This window comes from Pseudomonas sp. UW4, assembly GCF_000316175.1.
GTDB lineage: Bacteria > Pseudomonadota > Gammaproteobacteria > Pseudomonadales > Pseudomonadaceae > Aquipseudomonas > Aquipseudomonas laurylsulfatiphila.
Window position 1 is genome coordinate 4,892,541 of the sequence record NC_019670.1, and the last position, 20,964, is coordinate 4,913,504.

The window sequence follows — 20,964 nt, forward strand, 5'->3', positions numbered from 1 at the left end:
CTGTAGGAGCGAGCCTGCTCGCGATGGACTTGAAGGCACCGCGTGCATTCAGAATGCCCGCGTTATCGTTGACGTCCATCGCGAGCAGGCTCGCTCCTACAGGTAATCGGGTTTCAAGCTGGGTTTGATTGTTCCAAGGCCACACCCGCACCCATCAAGCCCGAATACGGCGCCGTCACCAGCCACACCGGAATTCCCTTGAAGTAATCGCTCATGCAACCCTTGTCGGCGAAGCAGCGGGCGAAACCGCTTTCGAGGAAGAAATCGGCAAACCGTGGAATCACTCCGCCAACGATGTACACGCCACCGCGCCCACCGCTGGTCAGCACGTTGTTGCCCGCCACGCGACCGAGCCAGCAGCAGAATTGCTCAAGCACTTCCACGGCAATCGGGTCGCCCGCCAGCCCGGCGGCGGTGATGGCTTCCGGCGTGTCGAGCACCGGCGTGTGTCCGTCCACCGCACAGATCGCCCGGTAGACGCGGGGCAAGCCGCCGCCGCTCAACGCGGTTTCAGCACTGACATGGCCGATCTCGTTGAAGATGTGCTGCCAGAGTTGGGTTTCACGCGGGCTGCTCAAAGGCAAGTCGACGTGACCGCCCTCCCCTGGCAACGCAGCAAACCGGCCCTCGCCCAGATCCAGCAAGGTGCCGACGCCCAGGCCTGTGCCCGGGCCAATCACCACGGCCGGGCGCAATGGCTCCGGCGTGCCTTCGCAGACCACGCGGAATTCGCCGGGCTGCAAACGGGTCATGCCCAGGGCCATGGCCGAGAAGTCGTTGACCAGCAACAGTCGATCCACCTGCAAGGTCTGGCAGAAACCCTTGCGGCTCAGACGCCAGTGATTGTTGGTGAACTTGAACTCATCACCACTGACGGGACCGGCCACCGACAGGCACACCGAACCGATCGAACCCCGCGCCAGCCCCAGACCGTTGAGGTAGAGGCTGATCGCCTCTTCCGGGCTGGGGAAATCCGCCGTTGCCAGCACCTGGACCGATTCCAGCTGCTGGTTTTTCCACAACGCGAAACGTGCGTTGGTCCCACCGATGTCACCGACCAAAGCCAGTTTCAATTAAGCGTCTCCAGGGCAGAAGTAAAGGCGCTGGCGCCCTGCTCCGCCGAGCTGAAGGCCATGCGCATGAAACCAAACAGTTCGCGACCGGTGCCGATGTTGTTGCCCAACAGGCCCTTGGCCGGCGTGCGCGCTGCGAATTCTTCGGCGTCCACCTTAAGCTCCAGGGTGCCTTTGACGCCATCGACGCGGATGATATCGCCCTCTTGCACCCGCGCCAAAGCGCCGCCGACATAAGCTTCGGGGCTGACGTGAATGGCCGCCGGAATTTTCCCCGACGCGCCGGACATGCGTCCGTCAGTCACCAGCGCCACCTTGAAGCCGCGGTCCTGCAACACGCCGAGGAACGGCGTCATCTTGTGCAGCTCGGGCATGCCGTTGGAGCGCGGCCCCTGGAAGCGCATCACCGCGACAAAATCCTTCTCCAGCAAGCCGGCCTTGAACGCATCGGCCAGGTCCTGCTGATCCTGAAACACCATGGCCGGCGCTTCGACGATCTGGTTTTCCACGGCGACGGCGGAGACTTTCATCACCCCGCGACCGAGGTTGCCTTCCATCACCCGCAGGCCACCTTCGGCCGAGAACGCGCGGGCCACCGGCCGCAGGATGGTTTCGTCGAGGCTGTCGGTCACGCCTTCGCGCCACACCAGCTCGCCGTTGTCGAGGAACGGCTCCTGGGTATAGCGGCTCAGGCCATGGCCCATCACGGTGTTGACGTTTTCGTGGAGCAGCCCGGCCTCCAGCAGTTCGCGGATCAGGAACGACATGCCGCCCGCGGCCTGGAAGTGGTTGATGTCGGCCTTGCCGTTCGGGTAGACGTGGCTCAGGGTCGGCACGACTTCGGAGAGATCGGCCATGTCCTGCCAGGTCAGTTGAATGCCCGCCGCCATGGCGATGGCCGGCATGTGCAGGGTGTGGTTGGTCGAGCCGCCGGTGGCGTGCAGCGCGACAATCGAGTTGACCAGCGAACGCTCGTCGACGATTTCGCCGATCGGCATGAAGTCGCCGTTCTGCTTGGTCAGGCGCGTGACCTGATGCGCGGCTTCGCGGGTCAGGGCGTCACGCAGCGGCGTGTTCGGGTTGACGAAGGACGCGCCCGGCAAGTGCAGGCCCATGACTTCCATCAGCAACTGGTTGGTGTTGGCGGTGCCGTAGAAGGTGCAGGTGCCAGGGCTGTGGTAGGACTTCATCTCCGATTCCAGCAGCTCCTCGCGGGTCGCCTTGCCTTCGGCGTATTTCTGCCGCACGTCGGCTTTCTGCTTGTTGGAAATGCCCGAGACCATCGGTCCGCCCGGCACGAAGATCATTGGCAGATGGCCGAAGCGCAGCGCGCCCATCATCAGGCCCGGCACGATCTTGTCGCAGATGCCGAGCAGCAGCGCGCCGTCGAACATGTTGTGGGACAGCGCCACGGCGGTGGACAGCGCGATCACTTCGCGGCTCGGCAGGCTCAGCTCCATGCCCGGCTCGCCCTGGGTCACGCCATCGCACATGGCCGGTGTGCCACCGGCGAACTGGCCGACGGAACCGATCTCGCGCAGGGCCTTTTTGATCAGTTCGGGAAAGACTTCGTAAGGCTGGTGCGCCGAGAGCATGTCGTTATATGACGAAACAATCGCAATGTTCGCGGCGTTCATCATTCGCAGGCTGTTCTTGTCGTCGCTGCCGCAACCGGCCACGCCATGGGCGAAGTTGGCGCATTGCAGCTTGCCGCGCATCGGCCCGTCGCTGGCCGCACCGCGAATCAATGCAAGGTAAGCCTCACGCGTGGCGCGACTGCGGGCGATAAGCCGTTCGGTGACCTCAAGGACGCGGGGATGCATGTGTAGAACTCCAGGCTAACGGATGTGGCGACCTGATTGTCTATGCTGATCAAAGGCCGGTGTCGATGGGATGACAGACGGTTTTCTTGATCGGTTGGACCAGTTGATTCAGGTCACTCGTTGTAGATTGAACAAAATATTGCCATTAAAAAGGCTTGTTTTCTATTTTTTTGCGAATAATCTTGTAATTCCAACAACAAAACGACGGTAGCGCTGCACTATGACTCTTCGAATCGCAATCAATGGTTTTGGCCGCATCGGCCGTAATGTCCTGCGCGCACTCTATACCCAGGGCTACCGTCAGGATCTGCAGATCGTCGCCATCAACGACCTGGGCGACAGCGCGATCAATGCTCATCTACTCAAGTACGACACCGTTCACGGCACGTTCGATGCCGATGTCCAGCACGACCAGGAGAGCCTGACGGTCAATGGCGACCGCATTTCGGTCAGTGCCATCCGCAACCCGGCCGATCTGCCCTGGGCTGCGGAAAAGATTGATGTGGTGTTCGAATGCACCGGCCTGTTCACCGACCGGGCCAAAGCCGCCGCGCATATTACGGCCGGCGCGCGCAAAGTGATTATCTCGGCCCCGGCCAAAGGCGCCGATGCCACCGTCGTTTACGGGGTCAACCACGACATTCTGCGCCAATCGCACCAGATCATCTCCAATGCATCGTGCACCACCAACTGCCTGGCCCCGGTGGCCCAGGTACTGCACCGCGAGCTGGGCATCGAAAGCGGTCTGATGACCACCATTCATGCCTACACCAACGACCAGCACCTGACTGACGTCTATCACGTCGATCCGTACCGCGCCCGTTCGGCCACCCAGAACATGATCCCGAGCAAGACCGGTGCTGCTGAAGCGGTGGGCCTGGTGCTGCCGGAACTGGCGGGCAAATTGACCGGCATGTCGGTGCGCGTCCCGGTGATCAATGTGTCGCTGGTGGACCTGACCGTGCAGCTCAAGCGTGAAGCGTCGGCCGATGAGGTCAATGCGTTGATGAAAGAGGCCAGCCAGCACTCGAAAATCCTTGGGTACAACACCCTGCCGCTGGTCTCCAGCGACTTCAACCACAATCCCCTGTCGTCGATCTTCGACGCCAACCACACCAAATCCAGCGGCAAACTGCTCAAGGTGTTGGCCTGGTACGACAACGAGTGGGGCTTCTCCAACCGCATGCTCGATAACTGCCTGGCGCTGTGCAACGCAGAATAAGCAGCACGTCCCCCGGTCTTGTAGGAGCGAGCCTGCTCGCGATGGTCGTTAACGATAACGCGGGGAACCTGATGCCCCGCGGTGCTCTACAGTCCATCGCGAGCAGGCTCGCTCCTACAAGGTGCGTGTCATGTCTGGAGTAACAATCGATGATCGGCATCAGCTTTACGCAAAAGACCATGGCAGCGCGCAAACGTATTGCCCTGGTCGCCCATGACCACTGCAAGGCGTTCTTGCTGGACTGGGCCGAACGGCAGAAAGACGGACTGGCCCGGCATGATCTGGTCGCCACCGGCACCACGGGGTTGTTGTTGCAACAACGCCTCGACCTGCCCGTGGAAAGCATGATCAGTGGTCCGCTGGGTGGCGATCAACAGCTCGGTGCGCAAATCGCCGAGCAGCGGGTCGACATGCTGGTGTTCTTCTGGGACCCGTTCGAGCCACAACCCCACGACCCGGATATCAAGGCATTGCTGCGGGTCGCAGCGGTGTGGAACATCCCGGTGGCGTGCAACGAATGCAGCGCCGACTACCTGCTCGGCAGCCCGTTGATGGATCAGGCGCATACCCATCGGATTCCCGATTACGCGAGCTATTTGCAGGGGCGCGCGTAAAGCTTCACAAATCAGTACTTGACCACTCGAGCTAATGATAAGCATTATCATTAGCTCGAAATGGATCAGGTTCTCCCGTGAGTCAGTCGCGCTTCAACCACGTTTTCCTCGCCCAGCGCACCTCCCTGCTGCGCACGCTGGAGCGGATGGTCAACAATCACAGCACCGCTGAAGACCTCTTGCAGGAAACCTACCTGCGGGTGACCCGTGCATTGAGCGAACGGGCCATCGATCATCTTGAGCCCTTTGTCTTCCAGACGGCGCGCAACCTGGCGCTGGACCATTTGCGCGCGCGGCGCATCCATTCGCGCACCATGGTCGACGACGTACCGCAGGAGGTGGTGCAGAGCGTCGCCGCCCCCACCAGCAGCGCCGAAGACGCCGCCCACGCCGAACAATTGCTGGAGCGCCTGAACGTGAGCCTCAGTGAACTCAGCGCCCGCCAACAGCGGATTTTCATCCTCAGCCGCCTGCACGGGCATAGCTACCAGGAGATCGCCGACGAGCTGAACGTATCCCTCAGCACCGTGCAGAAAGAACTCAAATTGATCATGTCGATCTGCATCGGTGTCGCCGATCGCATGGGCGCCAACTGAGCATCAGGACCTCCCGCTTACCTGGGCCGACTGCGCTGATCATCGGGCTTTGCTACCCTTGGCCCACTTTTAACGCTTCACTAAAAAAACAGCCGTGCACAGACACTGCCGAGGAAACACCGTGACGGACAACCACCGCTCCCCTGAGCCTTATCTGGCGCAGGATCCCGCAAGTGCGATGGACCAGGCCCTGGACTGGCTGATCGTGCTCGGCAGTCAAGACGAGGAGCAGACCCGACAATTCCAGGCGTGGCTTGACGCCGATCCGTTGAATGCCCAGGCGTTCGCCAAGGCCCAGGCGATCTGGGACGGCCCGCACGTGGCGCAATGCGCGCAAAGCCTGGCCGACCGTCCCGCGAAAGTCACGGTCCTCGCCCGCCTGCGTCCGCACTGGAAACCGCTGGCCACCGCCGCCGTGCTGCTGCTCGGCCTGTTCAATTTCAGCAATTTGCCGATGCGCCTGCAGGCCGATCACCTGACCGTGGTCGGCGAGCGCCAGCGTCTGCAACTGGAGGACGGCTCCAAAGTCCTGCTCAATACCAATTCGGCGTTCTCAAGCACCATCAACGACCAACGACGCGTTGCCCGCCTGTATCAGGGTGAAGCGTTTTTCGAAGTGCAGGCCAACCGCAACCAGCCACTGGAAATCGACGCCGGCCCGGTCACCGCCAGCGTTCGCGATACCGCGTTTGCCGTGCGCTACCTCGACGGCGTGGCACAGGTGCGGGTGCAGCGCGGGGATGTCGACTTGCGCGCCACCCGTGACGATGCGCGGGTGCGCTTGTCCGCCGGGGAAAGCATTCGCATCGGCCCCAACGGCTTCGACCGCCCGGCCAAACTGGATGCCGCCACCGACCTGGCGTGGGTCCAGGGGCGACTGGTGTTTGAAAACTGCCCGTTGAACCAGGTGCTGGCGGAGCTTCGTCGCTACTACCCGGGCTGGATCATCAACAACAACGAACAGTTGGCCGATGTCGCCGTGACCGGCAACTACCGCCTCGATCAGCCACTGGATGTGGTTCGCTCCCTGGCCCACATCACCTCGGCACGGCTCCAGGAATTCCCGGCGCTGGTCATCTTGAACTGAATGAGAATTATTTTTACTCGATAGCCAAACCCTGTACGTCTCGTTATAGCCAATGCAATTGATTCGCATCTAACCATGCCAATCAGCACCTATAAAGATTCGTGCGACACGGAGCGCTATCGATGTCCTCTCGCCTCACCCGCCCAGACACCTCACCTTCGCGCATGCTGTCGCTGCTGACCGCTGCCATCCTGATGGCCGGTGCCGCACCGCTCATGGCCGCCACCGCCACCGAGCCGTCGACTCGCAAAATGGGCGACTACGCCTTCGCCATTCCCCAACAGTCTCTGGTATCGGCACTCAATGCCTTTACCGCAGTGACCGGCTGGCAGGTCGGCGTGTCGTCGGAGCTGGCGCAAGGTGTGGCTTCGCCGGGCGTCCGTGGTTCGCTGTCGCCGGAGAAAGCCCTGGATCGCCTGTTGGTGGGGACCAACCTGAGCTATCGCAAACTGGGCAATAACAGCATCGTGCTGGAAAAGCGCAGTGGCAGCAGTGCCCTCAATCTGGATCAGGTCACCATCAGCGCCACCCGTAACGAGCAGGATGTGAACAGCGTACCGAGCACCGTCTCTGTCTACACGCGCGAAGATCTGGACCGCAACAACGTCAATACCATCAAGGAACTGGTGCGCTACGAACCCGGTGTTTCGGTAGGCGGCGCAGGCCAGCGCGCCGGCATCACCGGCTACAACATTCGCGGCATCGATGGCGACCGCGTGCTGACCCAGGTCGACGGGGTGCAGGTGCCCGACGGTTTCTTCAACGGCCCGTATGCCCAGACCAACCGCAATTATGTCGACCCGGAAATCGTCAAGCGCGTGGAAATTCTCCGGGGCCCGGCGTCGGTGCTGTATGGCAGCAACGCCATTGGCGGTGCTGTGAGCTACTACACGCTGGACCCGGACGACATCATCAAACCGGGCAAGGATGTCGGTGCACGCCTGAAAACCGGCTACAGCTCCGCCGATGAAAGCTGGCTGACGTCCGGTACCGTCGCCGGCCGCAGCGGCGAGTTCGATGGCCTGTTGCACTTCAGTCAACGCAACGGTCATGAAACAGAGTCCTATGGCGAAACCGGCGGCACTGGCCTGAACCGTACTGAAGCCAACCCCCAGGACGCTCGCACCACCAGCGTGCTGGCAAAACTGGGCTGGGATTACGCCGACGACGCGCGCCTGGGCCTGACCTACGAGCACTACAAGGACGACCGCGACACCAATCAATTGAGCGCGGTGGGCGGCCCGTTCAATGCCGGACGCGGCTTCGGCTTCTACAAGTCCCGCACCGGCAACGACACGATCACCCGTGAACGCTTTGGCCTGGAACACAGCTTCGGCCTGGACAGTGCACTGGCTGACAACATCAAGTGGACGCTGAACTACCAGATCGCCAAGACCGACCAGAGCACCGAAGAAATCTATGCGCCGTCGCGGACCGTACTGCGTAACCGCGATACCACTTACAAGGATCGCCAATGGGTATTCGATGCCCAGGTCGACAAGTCGTTTGCCATTGCCGACACCGAACACCTCGTCACCTATGGCACCACCATCAAGCAGGACAAAATCACCGGCCTGCGTACCGGTACCGGCACTTGCCTGACCGTGGCCGGCGCCTGCCGGGTCATCGGCGCCCCCAGCGCCACCGACACGCTGACACCGGCCAGTGACTTCCCGGACCCGACCGTCAACAGCTACAGCCTGTTCGCCCAGGATCAGATCGGTTGGGGCAACTGGACCTTCGTACCCGGTGCACGCTACGACTACACCCAACTCAAGCCGCACATCACCGAAGAGTTCCTGGCCACCGCCGACCAGAGCGGCAACGGCACGGTGAGCGATGAGACCAAGACCTGGCATCGCCTGTCGCCGAAGTTCGGCACCACCTACAGCTTCAACGATAACTACACCTGGTACGGCCAGTACGCCGAAGGCTTCCGCACCCCGACCGCCAAGGCGTTGTATGGCCGTTTCGAAAACCTCGCCGGCGGCTATCGGGTCGCGCCTAATCCGGACCTCGAACCGGAAAAGAGCAAAAGCTACGAGACGGGTTTGCGCGGCAACTTCGAGCAGGGCTCGTTTGACGTAGCCGTGTTCTACAACAAATACCGCGACTTCATCGACGAGAACGCCATCACTCCCGGCTACACCGAGACCACGTTCCAGAGTAACAACATCAAGCACGCCACCATCAAGGGTGCCGAGGTCAAGGGACGCCTGAACCTCGACGCCTTCGGCGCGCCGCAAGGCCTGTACACCCAGGGCTCGGTGGCCTATGCCTACGGTCGCAACGACGACAGCGGCGAGCCGCTCAACAGCGTCAACCCGCTGACCGGTGTGTTCGGCCTCGGCTACGAGCAGGACACCTATGGCGGTGTGCTCAACTGGACACTGGTGAAGAAGAAGGACCGCGTCGACAGCAGCACCTTCAAGACCCCGGACGGCACCAGCACCCAGTTCAAGACCCCGGGCTTCGGCATTCTGGACCTGAGCGCGTTCTACAAGGTGACCGACGACGTGACCGTCAGCGGCGGCGTCTACAACCTGACCGACAAGAAGTACTGGCTGTGGGATGACGTGCGCGGTTACGACAGTGTCGGCGAAGCCTCTGTGACCCAACCGGCCAACCTCGATCGCCTGACCCAGCCGGGTCGCAACTTCGCGGTCAACCTGATCTGGGATATCTGATCCGCTCATCCCGCCGGGCGCTTTAAACAAGCCGCCCGGCGAGGATTTTTTACTGTCAGGCGCCCTCCTGTTCGTCTCGTTACCAAGCGCCTCTTCTTTTTCAAGGAATTGCCATGACTCCCCAGGCCACCGAACAACGCCCCAACTTGCGTTCGCAGCGTTTGAACCAGATCACCCACGAGCCGCACAGCAAGCTCGATGCCCTGGTCAAGGCCCACTCCCCGTTTGAAACCCAGGCCAGTTTCGCCCGCTTCGTGGTGGCGCAGTACCTGTTCCAGTCGGAACTGGTGTCGCTGTACAACGATGTCGAACTGACCGCCATCGTCCCGGACCTGCCGGCCCGCTGCCGCGCCGATGCGGCCAAGGCGGATCTGGCAGACCTGGACACCGACGTACCGGCATCTGTCGCCGGTGCCCTGAAGCACCCGACCAAGGCCGAGGCCCTGGGCTGGATCTTCGTCTCCGAAGGTTCGAAGCTCGGCGCAGCGTTCCTGATCAAGCGTGCCGTGGGCCTTGGCCTGAGCGAAACCTTCGGTGCCCGTCACCTCGGCGAACCGGCCGGCGGCCGCGCGGAAGGCTGGAAGCGCTTCGTCAAAACCCTGGACGGCCTTGAGTTCAGCGCCCAGGAAGAAGCCGAAGTAGAAAAAGGCGCCCTCGACGCGTTCAACCGCTTCACCGTGTTGCTGGAGCAGGCTTACGCCACCGCCCCAGAAGTCGCCTGATACCCCCTGTGGGAGCGAGCCTGCTCGCGAAAGCGGTCTGACATTCAACATTTATGTCGACTGATACTCAGCTTTCGCGAGCAGGCTCGCTCCCACATTGGACGAAGCAAGTCTGCAAGATTTCGATTCGCCTCACATGCTGCCTTGAGCCCATGCCCACCTCTTCAAAACTCTCCCGCCTCCTCTTCGGCCTGCTGGCCTATGTCAGCCTGGGCATCGGCCTGATCGCGATCGTCATTCCCGGCCTGCCGACCACCGAGTTCATCCTGCTGGCCGCCTGGGCCGCGACCCGCAGTTCGCCGCGCCTGAGTGCCTGGCTGGAAAACCACCGGCTGTTCGGCCCCATCCTCCATAACTGGCGCAACGGCAAAGTCATCGCACGCCGCGCCAAGGTCAGCGCCACCGTCAGCATGCTGTTATGCGCCGGTCTCATGTTGGTGATGCTCGATCACGGCTGGCCGATCTACCTGGCGATTGCCGGGATGGGGCTGGGCAACCTGTGGATCTGGTCACGACCGGAATCGCTGCCGCAACCCTCCTGAACTCGCCCCGCGTTTTTTCCTCTTTTTACACCCGTTTTCGGCACATTTTTCTGCGCAAACGTTCAACCACTACCGTTCGTCGGCAGCCCATTCATGTAACCTGGCCTTCACGCCGATGTGCATTGATCGGCGCTAAATGGATTTAGCGAGTGAGCCGCAACGGCTCACAGCCAACACTTCATCCATTCGCGAGTTCGCCCTATGTTCGACTCACTGTCCATCCGCCTGAAAATCGTCCTGCTGTCCGGTCTGTGCCTGCTGGGGGTAGTCGCCCTGATAGTGGGCATGAACATCTACCAGACCAATCAGAACGATGATCTGGTCAGCGATTCCAGCAGCAGAATGCTCACCGCCAGTGTGCAGGACCTGCTGCAGGCCAAGGCCGCCGAGCAGGCGGTGCGGGTGCAGAAGACGTTCGGTGAAACCCTGACGGTGGTGAGCGCCCTGGCGGACCAGATCCAGGACATGCGCAACCTGGCCGCCAAGCGTTCGCTCGAGCCCGGCGCCTTGCGTGAAGAGTTGAACCAGAGCCTGAAAACCGCCTTCGAACGCAACGGCAAAGTGCTGGGCATCTGGCTGGCATTCGAACCCAACGGCCTGGACGGCAAGGACAGCGAATTCGCCAACGACGCCGCCCGTCAATCCAACGAGATCGGGCGTTTCGCCACCTACTGGAGCCGTGCCGGGGGTGAGTCGCTGAACACGATCATGGTCGAAGAGGACATGACCAAAACCACCCTGAACCTCAGCGGCACGCCGTACAACGTCTGGTACACCTGCCCTCGGGACAGCAAGCGCATCTGCCTGCTCGACCCCTACGCCGATACTGTCGGCGGCAAGGAGGTGTTGATGACCACCATTTCCGTACCGCTGCTGGTGGACGGCAAGTCCATCGGTGTGGTCGGTATCGACATCGCCCTCGACGCCCTGCAAGCGGCGGCGGTCGACTCTCAGCGTGAACTGTTCAACAGCGCCGGGCACATGCTGATCGTCTCCGGTACTGGCGTGCTGGCCGCCTACAGCGTCGATGCAGCAAAAGTCGGCAAGAGCATCGGCGACACCCTGGGTGCCGACGGCAAGGACATCCTGCAACTGCTTGGCAGCGGTGCACCGAAGATTCTCCAGCAAGGCGACCTGATCCGCGCGGTGTACCCGGTCAGCCCGATTGCCGATGCCAAGGCCTGGGCCGTGGTGATCGACTTGCCCAAACAAGTGCTGCTGGCCGACTCGGTGAAGCTGCAAGCGGTACTCGACGATGCCCAGCAAAGCGGCACGATCAAGGCCTTGTCGGTGGCGGTGATTGCCGGTGTGATCGGCCTGCTGCTGATGCGGCTCACCGCGTCCGGCGTGACCCGACCGATCAACAGCGTGGCGCAAATGCTCAAGGCGATTGCCAGTGGCGACGGTGACCTGACCCAGCGCCTGCACTACAGCAAGCAGGACGAACTGGGCGAACTGGTGAGCTGGTTCAACCGCTTCCTCGACAAGCTGCAGCCGACCATTGCGCAGATCAAGCAAAGCATCACCGATGCCCGCGGCACGGCCGATCAGTCTTCGGAAATCGCCCGCCAGACCAGTGAAGGCATGCAGGTGCAGTTCCGCGAAATCGACCAGGTCGCCACCGCGTCCAACGAAATGAGCGCCACTGCCCACGATGTCGCCAACAGCGCCTCGAACGCGGCCAACGCCGCCAAGGGTGCCGACCAGTCGGCCCGCGACGGCATGTCCATCATCGAGCGCAGCACCCGCGACATCAATCAACTGGCCGACGAAGTCAGCAAGGCCGTGACCGAAGTCGAAGCCCTGGCGGTGAACAGCGAACAGATCGGCTCGGTGCTGGAAGTGATCCGCAGCATCGCCGAACAAACCAACCTGCTAGCCCTCAACGCGGCGATTGAAGCGGCCCGTGCCGGCGAAAGCGGTCGCGGCTTTGCGGTGGTCGCCGATGAAGTGCGCAACCTGGCCAAACGCACCCAGGATTCGGTGGAGGAAATTCGCCTGGTGATCGAACGCATCCAGTCCGGTACCCGTGGTGTGGTCGCCACCATGCACTCGAGCCAGACCCAGGCCCACAGCAACGCCGGGCAGATCCAGCAGGCGGTCCAGGCCCTGAGCAAAATCAGCGACGCGGTCACCGTGATCAGCGACATGAACCTGCAAATCGCCAGCGCCGCCGAGCAGCAAAGCGCCGTCGCCGAAGAGGTCAACCGCAATGTCTCGGCGATCCGCACCGTCACCGAAACCCTGACCGGCCAGGCCACCGAGTCGGCGCAGATCAGCAGCCAGCTCAACACCCTGACCACACACCAGATGAAATTGATGGATCAGTTCCGCGTTTAAACCATCGCCACATCCCTCTGTGGGAGCGAGCCTGCTCGCGAAGACGGCAGCCCATGCAACATCAATGTGGCTGACACTTCGCCTTCGCGAGCAGGCTCGCTCCCACAGGTTTCATCTGGCTTGTCACCTGATTTGATCTAAGATCTGGCTCTCGCTCCGGAGGGCCTTCGATGACTGATCTGCTCACGTCCATTCAAGCCGCGCTCGGCTTGCCCAACACCCCGATCTCGTTCACCGCCACGGGCGCCCTGCCCTCGGCATTTGCCGTCACCGAACTGGCTTGCGCGAGCATCGCCGCCGCCGGCCAGGCCGCCAGCGAACTGCTGCACCAACAGACCGGACGCCTGCCAAACCTTGAAGTTGACCGACGTCTGGCGTCCTTCTGGTTCGCGACCTCGATTCGCCCCATAGGCTGGACCGTTCCGCCGCTGTGGGACGCGGTGGCCGGTGACTACGCCACCCGCGACGGCTGGATTCGCCTGCACACCAACGCCCCCCATCACCGCGCCGCTGCCGAACGCGTGCTCGGTGCCTGTGCCGACCGCGCAGCGATGGCCGACAAAGTAGCGCAATGGGCGAAAAGCGAGCTGGAACAGGCAGTGGTCGATGCCGGTGGTTGTGCCGCCGAAATGCGCACCTGGGATCAATGGCAGGTCCATCCTCAAGGCCAGGCGGTCAATGCCGAGCCCTTGATTCAACTCACCAGCCACCCCGGCCAGGGCAGCAAACCGTGGACAGGTTCAGTGGCTCGACCACTGGCCGGCATCAAGGTGCTGGACTTGACCCGGGTCCTGGCAGGCCCCATCGCCAGCCGCTTTCTGGCAGGCCTGGGCGCCGATGTCCTGCGCATCGACCCGCCGACCTGGAACGAGCCGGGGGTGGTGCCGGAAGTCACGTTGGGAAAACGTTGTGCGCGTCTTGATCTGAGCGACAAGTCCGACCGCGACGTATTCGAATCCCTGCTCAAGGACACCGACATTCTGCTCCACGGCTATCGTGCCGATGCGCTGGAGCGACTTGGCTTGGGCACGAATCAACGCCGGTCACTGAACCCGGACTTGATTGATGTTTGCCTCAACGCCTATGGCTGGAGTGGCCCCTGGCAAAATCGCCGGGGCTTCGACAGCCTGGTACAGATGAGCAGTGGCATTGCCGAAGCGGGCATGCGTTGGAAAAGTAGCGACAAGCCGACACCGCTCCCCGTGCAAGCCCTCGATCACGCCACCGGGTATTTGATGGCGGCCAGTGCGATCAGGTTGTTGGCGCAACGGTTGAGCGACGGTACAGGTGGCTCGGCGCGATTGTCGTTGGCGCGCACGGCGAAGTTGTTGATCGAGCATGGGCCCGGCCCGGACGAGTCGTTGCGTGGCGAAGATCAACAGGATCTGGGGACGCTGGTGGAGCAAACGTCCTGGGGGCCGGCGCATCGGTTGCAGGTGCCGCTGAAGATCACGGCGACGCCGTTGCAATGGGCGCTGCCGGCAACGGAACTGGGTTCACATCCCGCGCAGTGGTGACTGTCAGATCGCCTTCGCGAGCAGGCTCGCTCCCACATGTGATCGCGGTCCCCTGTGGGAGCGAGCTTGCTCGCGATGACGCCAGAAGAGGCAACAAAAAACCCGGATCAACTCAGTCCACCCGACTCAACGAAGTCCACAGCAACTGCGCCGCATACCCTCGATAAGGCCGCCACGCTTCCGCCCGCGCCAACAGCTGCTTCGCCGTCACCGGCCCACCCTCCAGTGCCGCCAACGCATTGACCAGCCCCACATCGCCATTGGGAAATCCATCCATCTCCCGCAACTGGCGCAACGCAATGTATTGCGCCGTCCAGTCACCAATCCCGTGCAACGCCAGCAACCGCGCTACGCCCCCCTCCCGACCGGGCTCGAACAATCGCGGGTCATCAAGCAATGCCTGAGCCACACCCGACAAGGTCCGCCCTCGGCTTTTCGGCATGCCCAACGCAGCCAGATCGGCCTGCGCCAGCACCTGCGCCGAGGGGAACACATGACTCAAACCCGCTAACGGCTTACCCAGTGGCACGCCATATTGCGCCACCAGTTTCCCCGCCAGGCGAATCGCCGCGACCACCGTAATCTGCTGCCCCAGCACCGCGCGGATCGCCAGTTCCAGCCCGTCCCACGCCCCCGGCACACGCAGTCCGGGACGCTCGGCAATCAACCGGGCCATCAGCGGATCACCCGCTAAATGCCGATGGATGGTGGCGAGGTCGGCATCGAGATCGAACATCCGCCGCACGCTTGCGACGATGTCGGGCACGGCGCTCGGGTCGGGAAAGTCCAGCCTCAGCTCAAGGGCGTCAGACGTGGCAGGCCGGATAGAAAAGCTGCCGTGCATCCCCTTCAGATCGATGCTGCGCGAGTAGACGCCGTCGGCAACCGTTTCCAGTCCTGCAATCGCCCGAGCCGACAAAAATCCCAGCATGGCCGGCCAGTCATAGGGTGGCTGATACGTCAGCAGCAGCTTCACAGACTCAGCAACCCGCTATACAACCCATAAGCCGCCAGCCCGGCGCCGCCGATGACCGCGGTGAAAATGCCTTTCTCGAGCGTCGTGAATAATGGCATGCCCTGTTCATGGCGGGCCTTGGCAAACAGGATCACACCCGGCGCATACAGCAACGCCGACAGCAGCAAATACTTCAGGCCACCGGCGTACAGCAACCACACCGCGTAACTCAAGGCGATGACGCCAACCAGCAAATCCTTGCTGCGTTCGGCGCTTGCCTGCTGGTAGGTTTCCCCGCGCACGCACAACAATACCGCATAGGCCGCCGACCACAGGTACGGCACCAGAATCATCGATGACGCCAGATAAATCAGACTGGTGTAGGTGCCGGCGGAAAACAGCGTGATCAGCAGGAACAACTGGATCATCGAGTTGGTCAGCCACATTGCATTGACCGGCACACGGTTGGCGTTTTCCCTGGTCAGGAATGCCGGCATGGTCTTGTCTTTCGCCGTGGCGAACAGGATTTCGGCGCACAGCAGCGCCCAGGACAGCAATGCACCCAACAACGAGATCGCCAGGCCGACGCTGATCAGCACTGCCCCCCAGTGGCCGACGATATGCTCAAGCACCGCAGCCAACGAGGGGTTCTGCAGTTTCGCCAGTTCCGGCTGGGTCATGATCCCCAGCGACAGCACGTTCACCAGCACCAGCAGTGCCAATACCCCAATGAACCCGATCACCGTCGCCCGGCCCACGTCGGAACGTTTCTCCGCCCGGGCCGAATAGACACTGGCCCCCTCGATACCGATGAACACGAACACGGTGACCAGCATCATGTGCCGAACCTGATCCATCACACTGCCGAATTCCGGGTTGTTACGCCCCCAGATATCGAGGGTAAAGATGTCCGCCTGGAACGCCACGGCGGCAATCACGATGAACATGATCAACGGCACGATCTTGGCCACGGTGGTTACCTGGTTGATGAACGCGGCCTCCTTGATCCCGCGCATCACCACAAAATGCACGGTCCAGAGCAGCACCGAAGCGCAGGCGATGGCGATCGGCGTGTTGCCTTCGCCAAAGACCGGAACGAAATAACCAAGGGTGCTGAACAGCAGCACGAAATAGCCGACGTTGCCCAGCCAGGCACTGATCCAGTACCCCCAGGCGGACGAGAAGCCCATGTAGTCGCCGAACCCGGCCTTGGCATAGGCATATACCCCGGACTCCAGCTCCGGCTTGCGATTGGCCAGGGTCTGGAACACGAACGCCAGGGTCAGCATGCCGACGGCGGTGATCGCCCAACCGATCAGGATCGCTCCGGCATCGGCTCTGGCGGCCATGTTTTGCGGCAGGGAAAAGATCCCGCCACCGATCATCGAACCCACCACCAGGGCGATCAATGCGCTCAGGCGAAGCTTGCTCGGTGATTGCGACATCGTTGCATCTCCATTTTTCCGGGGGGCGTCAACTAAACTGTTGAAGCGTAATAACGTTTATTGGATAACGCCAACCTATGTCTTTTTACTTGCACAAAACGGCTATTAGAGGCGCCGATATAATCATTTGTTGTATACGCTTTTCCAATACATCAATTTTGTACAAAAACCCTCGAAGAAGATTGGCGAATTCTGAAAAACCAACTAGCGTCATAATTCGAAACAGAATACAAATTAACTGAAATAATTCACTCGAAGGCTCTAAATCAAGCATTACAAGCAGCCGCCTTGAAGTGATGGCACTCCGCCAACAAACTGGGAACGCTCTCATTTAGTGATCCAAGTCAGCTGATTGGATAACCAACGGAATTAATCTGCTGGCCTCTCTTCTCCTGCATTGGAGTCATGCAATGTCTGAAGCTCCCGGAAAACTAAAACTCGGCGCACTGGTTGCTTTAGTCGTCGGTTCGATGATTGGTGGCGGGATCTTTTCCTTGCCGCAAAACATGGCCGCCAGTGCCGATGTCGGCGCCATTCTGATCGGTTGGGCAATCACCGCCGTCGGCATGCTCACCCTGGCGTTCGTGTTCCAGACTCTGGCCAATCGCAAACCCGACCTGGACGGCGGGGTCTACGCCTACGCCAAGGCTGGTTTCGGCGACTACATGGGCTTCTCGTCCGCCTGGGGGTACTGGATCAGTGCCTGGCTGGGCAACGTTGGTTACTTCGTCTTGCTGTTCAGCACCCTCGGCTACTTTTTCCCGATTTTCGGTGAAGGCAATACCGTCGCCGCGGTAATCGGTGCGTCGGTGTTGCTGTGGGCCGTGCACTTCCTCGTATTGCGAGGCATCAAGGAAGCAGCGTTCATCAACCTGGTGACCACCGTCGCCAAGATCGTGCCGCTGGTGCTGTTCATGTTGATCGCGTTGTTCGCCTTCAAACTGGACATCTTCACCGCTGACATCTGGGGTCTCAAGAACCCGGACCTGGGCAGCGTGATGGATCAGGTGCGCAAGATGATGCTGGTCACCGTGTGGGTGTTCATCGGCATCGAAGGCGCGAGCATCTTTTCGGCCCGGGCGGAAAAACGCAGCGACGTGGGTAATGCCACCGTGATCGGCTTTGTCACCGTATTGCTGTTCCTGGTGCTGGTGAACGTGCTGTCGCTGGGGATCATGACCCAGCCGGAACTGGCCAAATTGCAGAACCCGTCGATGGCGGCGGTGCTGGAGCATGTGGTCGGCCACTGGGGCGCAGTGCTGATCAGCGTCGGCCTGATCATCTCGCTGTTGGGGGCGTTGCTCTCGTGGGTGCTGCTGTGTGCGGAGATCATGTTCGCCGCTGCCAAGGACCACACCATGCCGGCATTCCTGCGCAAGGAAAACGCCAACCATGTACCGGTCAATGCCTTGTGGCTGACCAACGCCATGGTGCAGATCTTCCTGATCATCACCTTGTTCTCGGCCAGCACTTACCTGTCGCTGATCTACCTCGCCACCTCGATGATCCTGGTGCCGTACCTGTGGTCGGCAGCCTACGCACTGCTGCTGGCCGTGCGGGGCGAAACCTACGAGGGCGCCTCAGGCGGTCGGCAGAAAGATCTCATCATCGGCGCCGTGGCCCTGGTCTACGCGATCTGGCTGCTGTACGCCGGCGGCACCAAATACCTGCTGCTGTCCGCCCTGCTCTACGCCCCCGGCGTGATCCTGTTCGCCAAGGCCAAGCTGGAAATCGACAAACCGGTTTTCACCAACGTCGAGAAGCTGATTTTCGCTGCGGTGGTCGTCGGCGCCGTGGTGGCGGCCTACGGTCTCTACGACGGCTTCCTGACCCTGTAATGCAATTGTTTTGTCATCTGGAGGATCACTGTAATGACCACGGAAAAAGTTAAGTACGGCGTCCATTCCGAAGCCGGCAAACTGCGCAAAGTCATGGTTTGCTCCCCAGGCCTTGCCCATCAGCGGCTGACCCCGAACAACTGCGATGAACTGCTGTTCGATGATGTGCTGTGGGTGGCCCAGGCCAAGCGCGACCACTTCGACTTCGTCACCAAGATGCGCGAACGTAACGTCGATGTGCTGGAAATGCACAACCTGCTGACCGACATCGTCGCCATCCCCGAAGCCCTGGACTGGATTCTGGAGCGCAAGATCACCGCCAACTCGGTGGGTCTGGGCCTGATCAACGAAACCGCGTCGTGGCTGCGCAGCCTGGAGCCACGTCACATCGCCGAGTTCCTGATCGGCGGCGTATCGGGCGACGACTTACCGACCAGTTTCGGCGGCAAGGCCATCGAGATGTTCCGCGATTTCCTCGGCCACTCAAGCTTCATCCTGCCGCCGCTGCCCAACACCCAGTTCACCCGCGATACCACCTGCTGGATCTACGGTGGGGTCACCCTCAACCCGATGTACTGGCCGGCGCGCCGTCAGGAGACCCTGCTGACCACCGCCATCTACAAATTCCACCCCGAGTTCACCAACGCCGACTTCCAGATCTGGTACGGCGACCCGGACAAGGACCACGGCAACGCCACCCTTGAGGGCGGTGATGTGATGCCCATCGGAAACGGCGTGGTGTTGATCGGCATGGGCGAACGCTCCTCGCGCCAGGCCATTGCCCAACTGGCGGTGAACCTGTTCAAGAACAAGGCCGTGGAGAAAGTGATAGTCGCCGGCCTGCCGAAATCCCGCGCGGCGATGCACCTGGACACCGTGTTCAGCTTCTGCGATCGCGACCTCGTCACGATTTTCCCGGAAGTGGTGAACCAGATTGTCGCCTTCACCCTGCGTCCCGATGAAAGCAAGGCAGGCGGCATCGACATCCGTCGCGAAGAAACCAACTTCCTCGACACCGTGGCCCAGGCCCTCAACCTCAAAGCCTTGCGCGTGGTGGAAACCGGCGGCAACAGCTTCGCCGCCGAACGCGAGCAATGGGACGACGGCAACAACGTGGTGGCCGTGGAGCCGGGCGTGGTCATCGGCTACGACCGCAATACCTACACCAATACCCTGCTGCGCAAGGCCGGGGTGGAGGTCATCACCATCAGCGCCGGCGAACTCGGCCGGGGACGGGGCGGCGGCCACTGCATGACCTGCCCGATCATCCGCGATCCGATTGACTACTAACCTATTAGCCTTGGCCCGCGCTGCCCTCTACCCAAGGGCATGCACGGACCAAGGGGATAACCGACACCTTAGGAGATCCAAAATGGCGTTCAACATCCATAACCGCAATCTGCTGAGCCTGGAACACCACACCCCTCGCGAATTGCGCTACCTGCTCGACCTGTCCCGCGACCTCAAGCGTGCCAAGTACACCGGCACCGAACAGCAGCATCTCAAGGGCAACAACATCGCGCTGATCTTCGAAAAAACCTCGACCCGCACCCGCTGCGCGTTTGAAGTCGCCGCCTATGACCAGGGCGCCAACGTCACCTACATCGACCCGAACTCCTCGCAGATCGGCCACAAGGAAAGCATGAAGGACACCGCCCGCGTGCTCGGGCGCATGTACGACGCCATCGAGTACCGTGGCTTCAAGCAGGAAATCGTCGAGGAGCTGGCCAAGTTCGCCGGCGTACCGGTGTTCAACGGCCTGACCGACGAGTATCACCCGACACAAATGATCGCCGACGTGCTGACCATGCGTGAACACGCCGACAAACCGATCCACGAAATCAGCTACGCCTACCTCGGCGACGCGCGCAACAACATGGGCAACTCGCTGTTGCTGATCGGCGCCAAGCTCGGCATGGACGTGCGCATCTGCGCACCCAAAGCCCTGTGGCCGGCGGACGACCTGGTCGCCCGCTGCAAACAGTACGGTGAAGAAAGCGGCGCGCGCATCACCCTCACCGAAGACCCGAAAGCGGCGGTCAAGGGCGTCGACTTCATCCACACCGATGTCTGGGTGTCGATGGGCGAACCGGTTGAAGCCTGGGCCGAACGCATCCAGCAACTGCTGCCGTACCAGGTCAACGCCGAACTGATGAAAGCCACCGGCAACCCGCGCACCAAGTTCATGCACTGTCTGCCGGCGTTCCACAACTGTGATACCAAGGTCGGCAAGCAGATTGCCGAGCAGTACCCGCACCTGAGCAACGGCATCGAAGTGACCGATGACGTGTTCGAGTCGCCGGCCTGCATCGCCTTCGAGCAAGCGGAAAACCGCATGCACACCATCAAGGCGATTCTGGTGTCGACGCTGGCTGACCTCTAAAGACTGGATCCCGGTCAATGTGGGAGCGAGCCTGCTCGCGATTGCGGTCTGACATTCAAAGTTGATGTTGACTGACACACCGCTTTCGCGAGCAGGCTCGCTCCCACAATGGATCGAGTC

At 61.3% G+C, this 20,964-nt stretch carries 16 protein-coding genes; 12 read left to right on the forward strand and 4 right to left on the reverse strand.

The window, feature by feature from the left end; translation table 11 throughout:
- Positions 1 to 113 precede the first annotated feature (113 nt).
- Both PPUTUW4_RS21625 and edd read right to left on the reverse strand, forming a co-directional pair.
- On the reverse strand, positions 114 to 1,073 hold the full coding sequence (locus PPUTUW4_RS21625; RefSeq protein ID WP_015096575.1) for a glucokinase: 960 nt from the start codon (positions 1,071 to 1,073) through the stop codon (positions 114 to 116).
- On the reverse strand, positions 1,070 to 2,896 hold the full coding sequence (gene edd, locus PPUTUW4_RS21630; protein ID WP_015096576.1) for a phosphogluconate dehydratase: 1,827 nt from the start codon (positions 2,894 to 2,896) through the stop codon (positions 1,070 to 1,072). The genes PPUTUW4_RS21625 and edd overlap by 4 nt, the downstream gene beginning before the upstream one ends.
- Positions 2,897 to 3,116: 220 nt before the next feature.
- On the opposite strand from edd, the gene gap reads away from it, so the two are divergent.
- The 9 genes from gap to PPUTUW4_RS21675 all read left to right on the forward strand — a co-directional run bounded on the left by gap (position 3,117) and on the right by PPUTUW4_RS21675 (position 14,223).
- Positions 3,117 to 4,118: a type I glyceraldehyde-3-phosphate dehydrogenase gene (gene gap, locus PPUTUW4_RS21635; RefSeq protein WP_007974423.1), complete on the forward strand. Its 1,002-nt coding sequence runs from the start codon at positions 3,117 to 3,119 to the stop codon at positions 4,116 to 4,118.
- A 149-nt stretch (positions 4,119 to 4,267) separates the two neighbouring features.
- Positions 4,268 to 4,732 (forward strand): methylglyoxal synthase, encoded by a 465-nt coding sequence (locus PPUTUW4_RS21640; protein ID WP_015096577.1) that lies wholly within the window; start codon positions 4,268 to 4,270, stop codon positions 4,730 to 4,732.
- A gap of 77 nt (positions 4,733 to 4,809) precedes the next feature.
- Positions 4,810 to 5,328, forward strand: coding sequence for a sigma-70 family RNA polymerase sigma factor (locus PPUTUW4_RS21645; RefSeq protein WP_015096578.1), 519 nt, complete (start codon positions 4,810 to 4,812; stop codon positions 5,326 to 5,328).
- 121 nt (positions 5,329 to 5,449) lie between these two features.
- Positions 5,450 to 6,415: a FecR domain-containing protein gene (locus PPUTUW4_RS21650; protein ID WP_015096579.1), complete on the forward strand. Its 966-nt coding sequence runs from the start codon at positions 5,450 to 5,452 to the stop codon at positions 6,413 to 6,415.
- A gap of 122 nt (positions 6,416 to 6,537) precedes the next feature.
- Entirely contained in the window at positions 6,538 to 9,102 is a 2,565-nt protein-coding gene (locus tag PPUTUW4_RS21655; protein ID WP_015096580.1) for a TonB-dependent receptor, read from the forward strand.
- A 113-nt stretch (positions 9,103 to 9,215) separates the two neighbouring features.
- On the forward strand, positions 9,216 to 9,824 hold the full coding sequence (locus PPUTUW4_RS21660) for a biliverdin-producing heme oxygenase (RefSeq protein WP_015096581.1): 609 nt from the start codon (positions 9,216 to 9,218) through the stop codon (positions 9,822 to 9,824).
- Between the two features lie 152 nt (positions 9,825 to 9,976).
- The gene (locus PPUTUW4_RS21665; protein WP_015096582.1) at positions 9,977 to 10,366 is read left to right on the forward strand and encodes a YbaN family protein; all 390 of its coding nucleotides are present in this window, start codon (positions 9,977 to 9,979) and stop codon (positions 10,364 to 10,366) included.
- A 201-nt stretch (positions 10,367 to 10,567) separates the two neighbouring features.
- Positions 10,568 to 12,706: a methyl-accepting chemotaxis protein gene (locus PPUTUW4_RS21670; protein WP_015096583.1), complete on the forward strand. Its 2,139-nt coding sequence runs from the start codon at positions 10,568 to 10,570 to the stop codon at positions 12,704 to 12,706.
- A gap of 170 nt (positions 12,707 to 12,876) precedes the next feature.
- On the forward strand, positions 12,877 to 14,223 hold the full coding sequence (locus PPUTUW4_RS21675; RefSeq protein WP_015096584.1) for a CoA transferase: 1,347 nt from the start codon (positions 12,877 to 12,879) through the stop codon (positions 14,221 to 14,223).
- Positions 14,224 to 14,335: 112 nt separating this feature from the next.
- Here the strand turns inward: PPUTUW4_RS21675 and PPUTUW4_RS21680 are convergent, their stop codons facing one another.
- Both PPUTUW4_RS21680 and arcD (PPUTUW4_RS21685) read right to left on the reverse strand, forming a co-directional pair.
- Positions 14,336 to 15,199: a DNA-3-methyladenine glycosylase gene (locus PPUTUW4_RS21680; RefSeq protein ID WP_015096585.1), complete on the reverse strand. Its 864-nt coding sequence runs from the start codon at positions 15,197 to 15,199 to the stop codon at positions 14,336 to 14,338.
- Positions 15,196 to 16,623, reverse strand: coding sequence for an arginine-ornithine antiporter (gene arcD / locus PPUTUW4_RS21685; protein ID WP_015096586.1), 1,428 nt, complete (start codon positions 16,621 to 16,623; stop codon positions 15,196 to 15,198). The genes PPUTUW4_RS21680 and arcD (PPUTUW4_RS21685) overlap by 4 nt, the downstream gene beginning before the upstream one ends.
- A gap of 410 nt (positions 16,624 to 17,033) precedes the next feature.
- Here arcD (PPUTUW4_RS21685) and arcD (PPUTUW4_RS21690) point away from each other — a divergent pair, with 410 nt between their 5' ends.
- The 3 genes from arcD (PPUTUW4_RS21690) (at position 17,034) to PPUTUW4_RS21700 (ending at position 20,844) form a co-directional block, all read left to right on the forward strand.
- Positions 17,034 to 18,461: an arginine-ornithine antiporter gene (gene arcD / locus PPUTUW4_RS21690; protein ID WP_015096587.1), complete on the forward strand. Its 1,428-nt coding sequence runs from the start codon at positions 17,034 to 17,036 to the stop codon at positions 18,459 to 18,461.
- Positions 18,462 to 18,494: 33 nt separating this feature from the next.
- Positions 18,495 to 19,751, forward strand: a complete 1,257-nt coding sequence (gene arcA / locus PPUTUW4_RS21695) for an arginine deiminase (RefSeq protein WP_015096588.1) — start codon at positions 18,495 to 18,497, stop codon at positions 19,749 to 19,751.
- A gap of 82 nt (positions 19,752 to 19,833) precedes the next feature.
- Positions 19,834 to 20,844 carry an ornithine carbamoyltransferase gene (locus tag PPUTUW4_RS21700; protein WP_007974406.1) on the forward strand — a complete coding sequence of 337 codons (1,011 nt, stop codon included), beginning with the start codon at positions 19,834 to 19,836 and terminating at the stop codon, positions 20,842 to 20,844.
- Positions 20,845 to 20,964 lie beyond the last annotated feature (120 nt).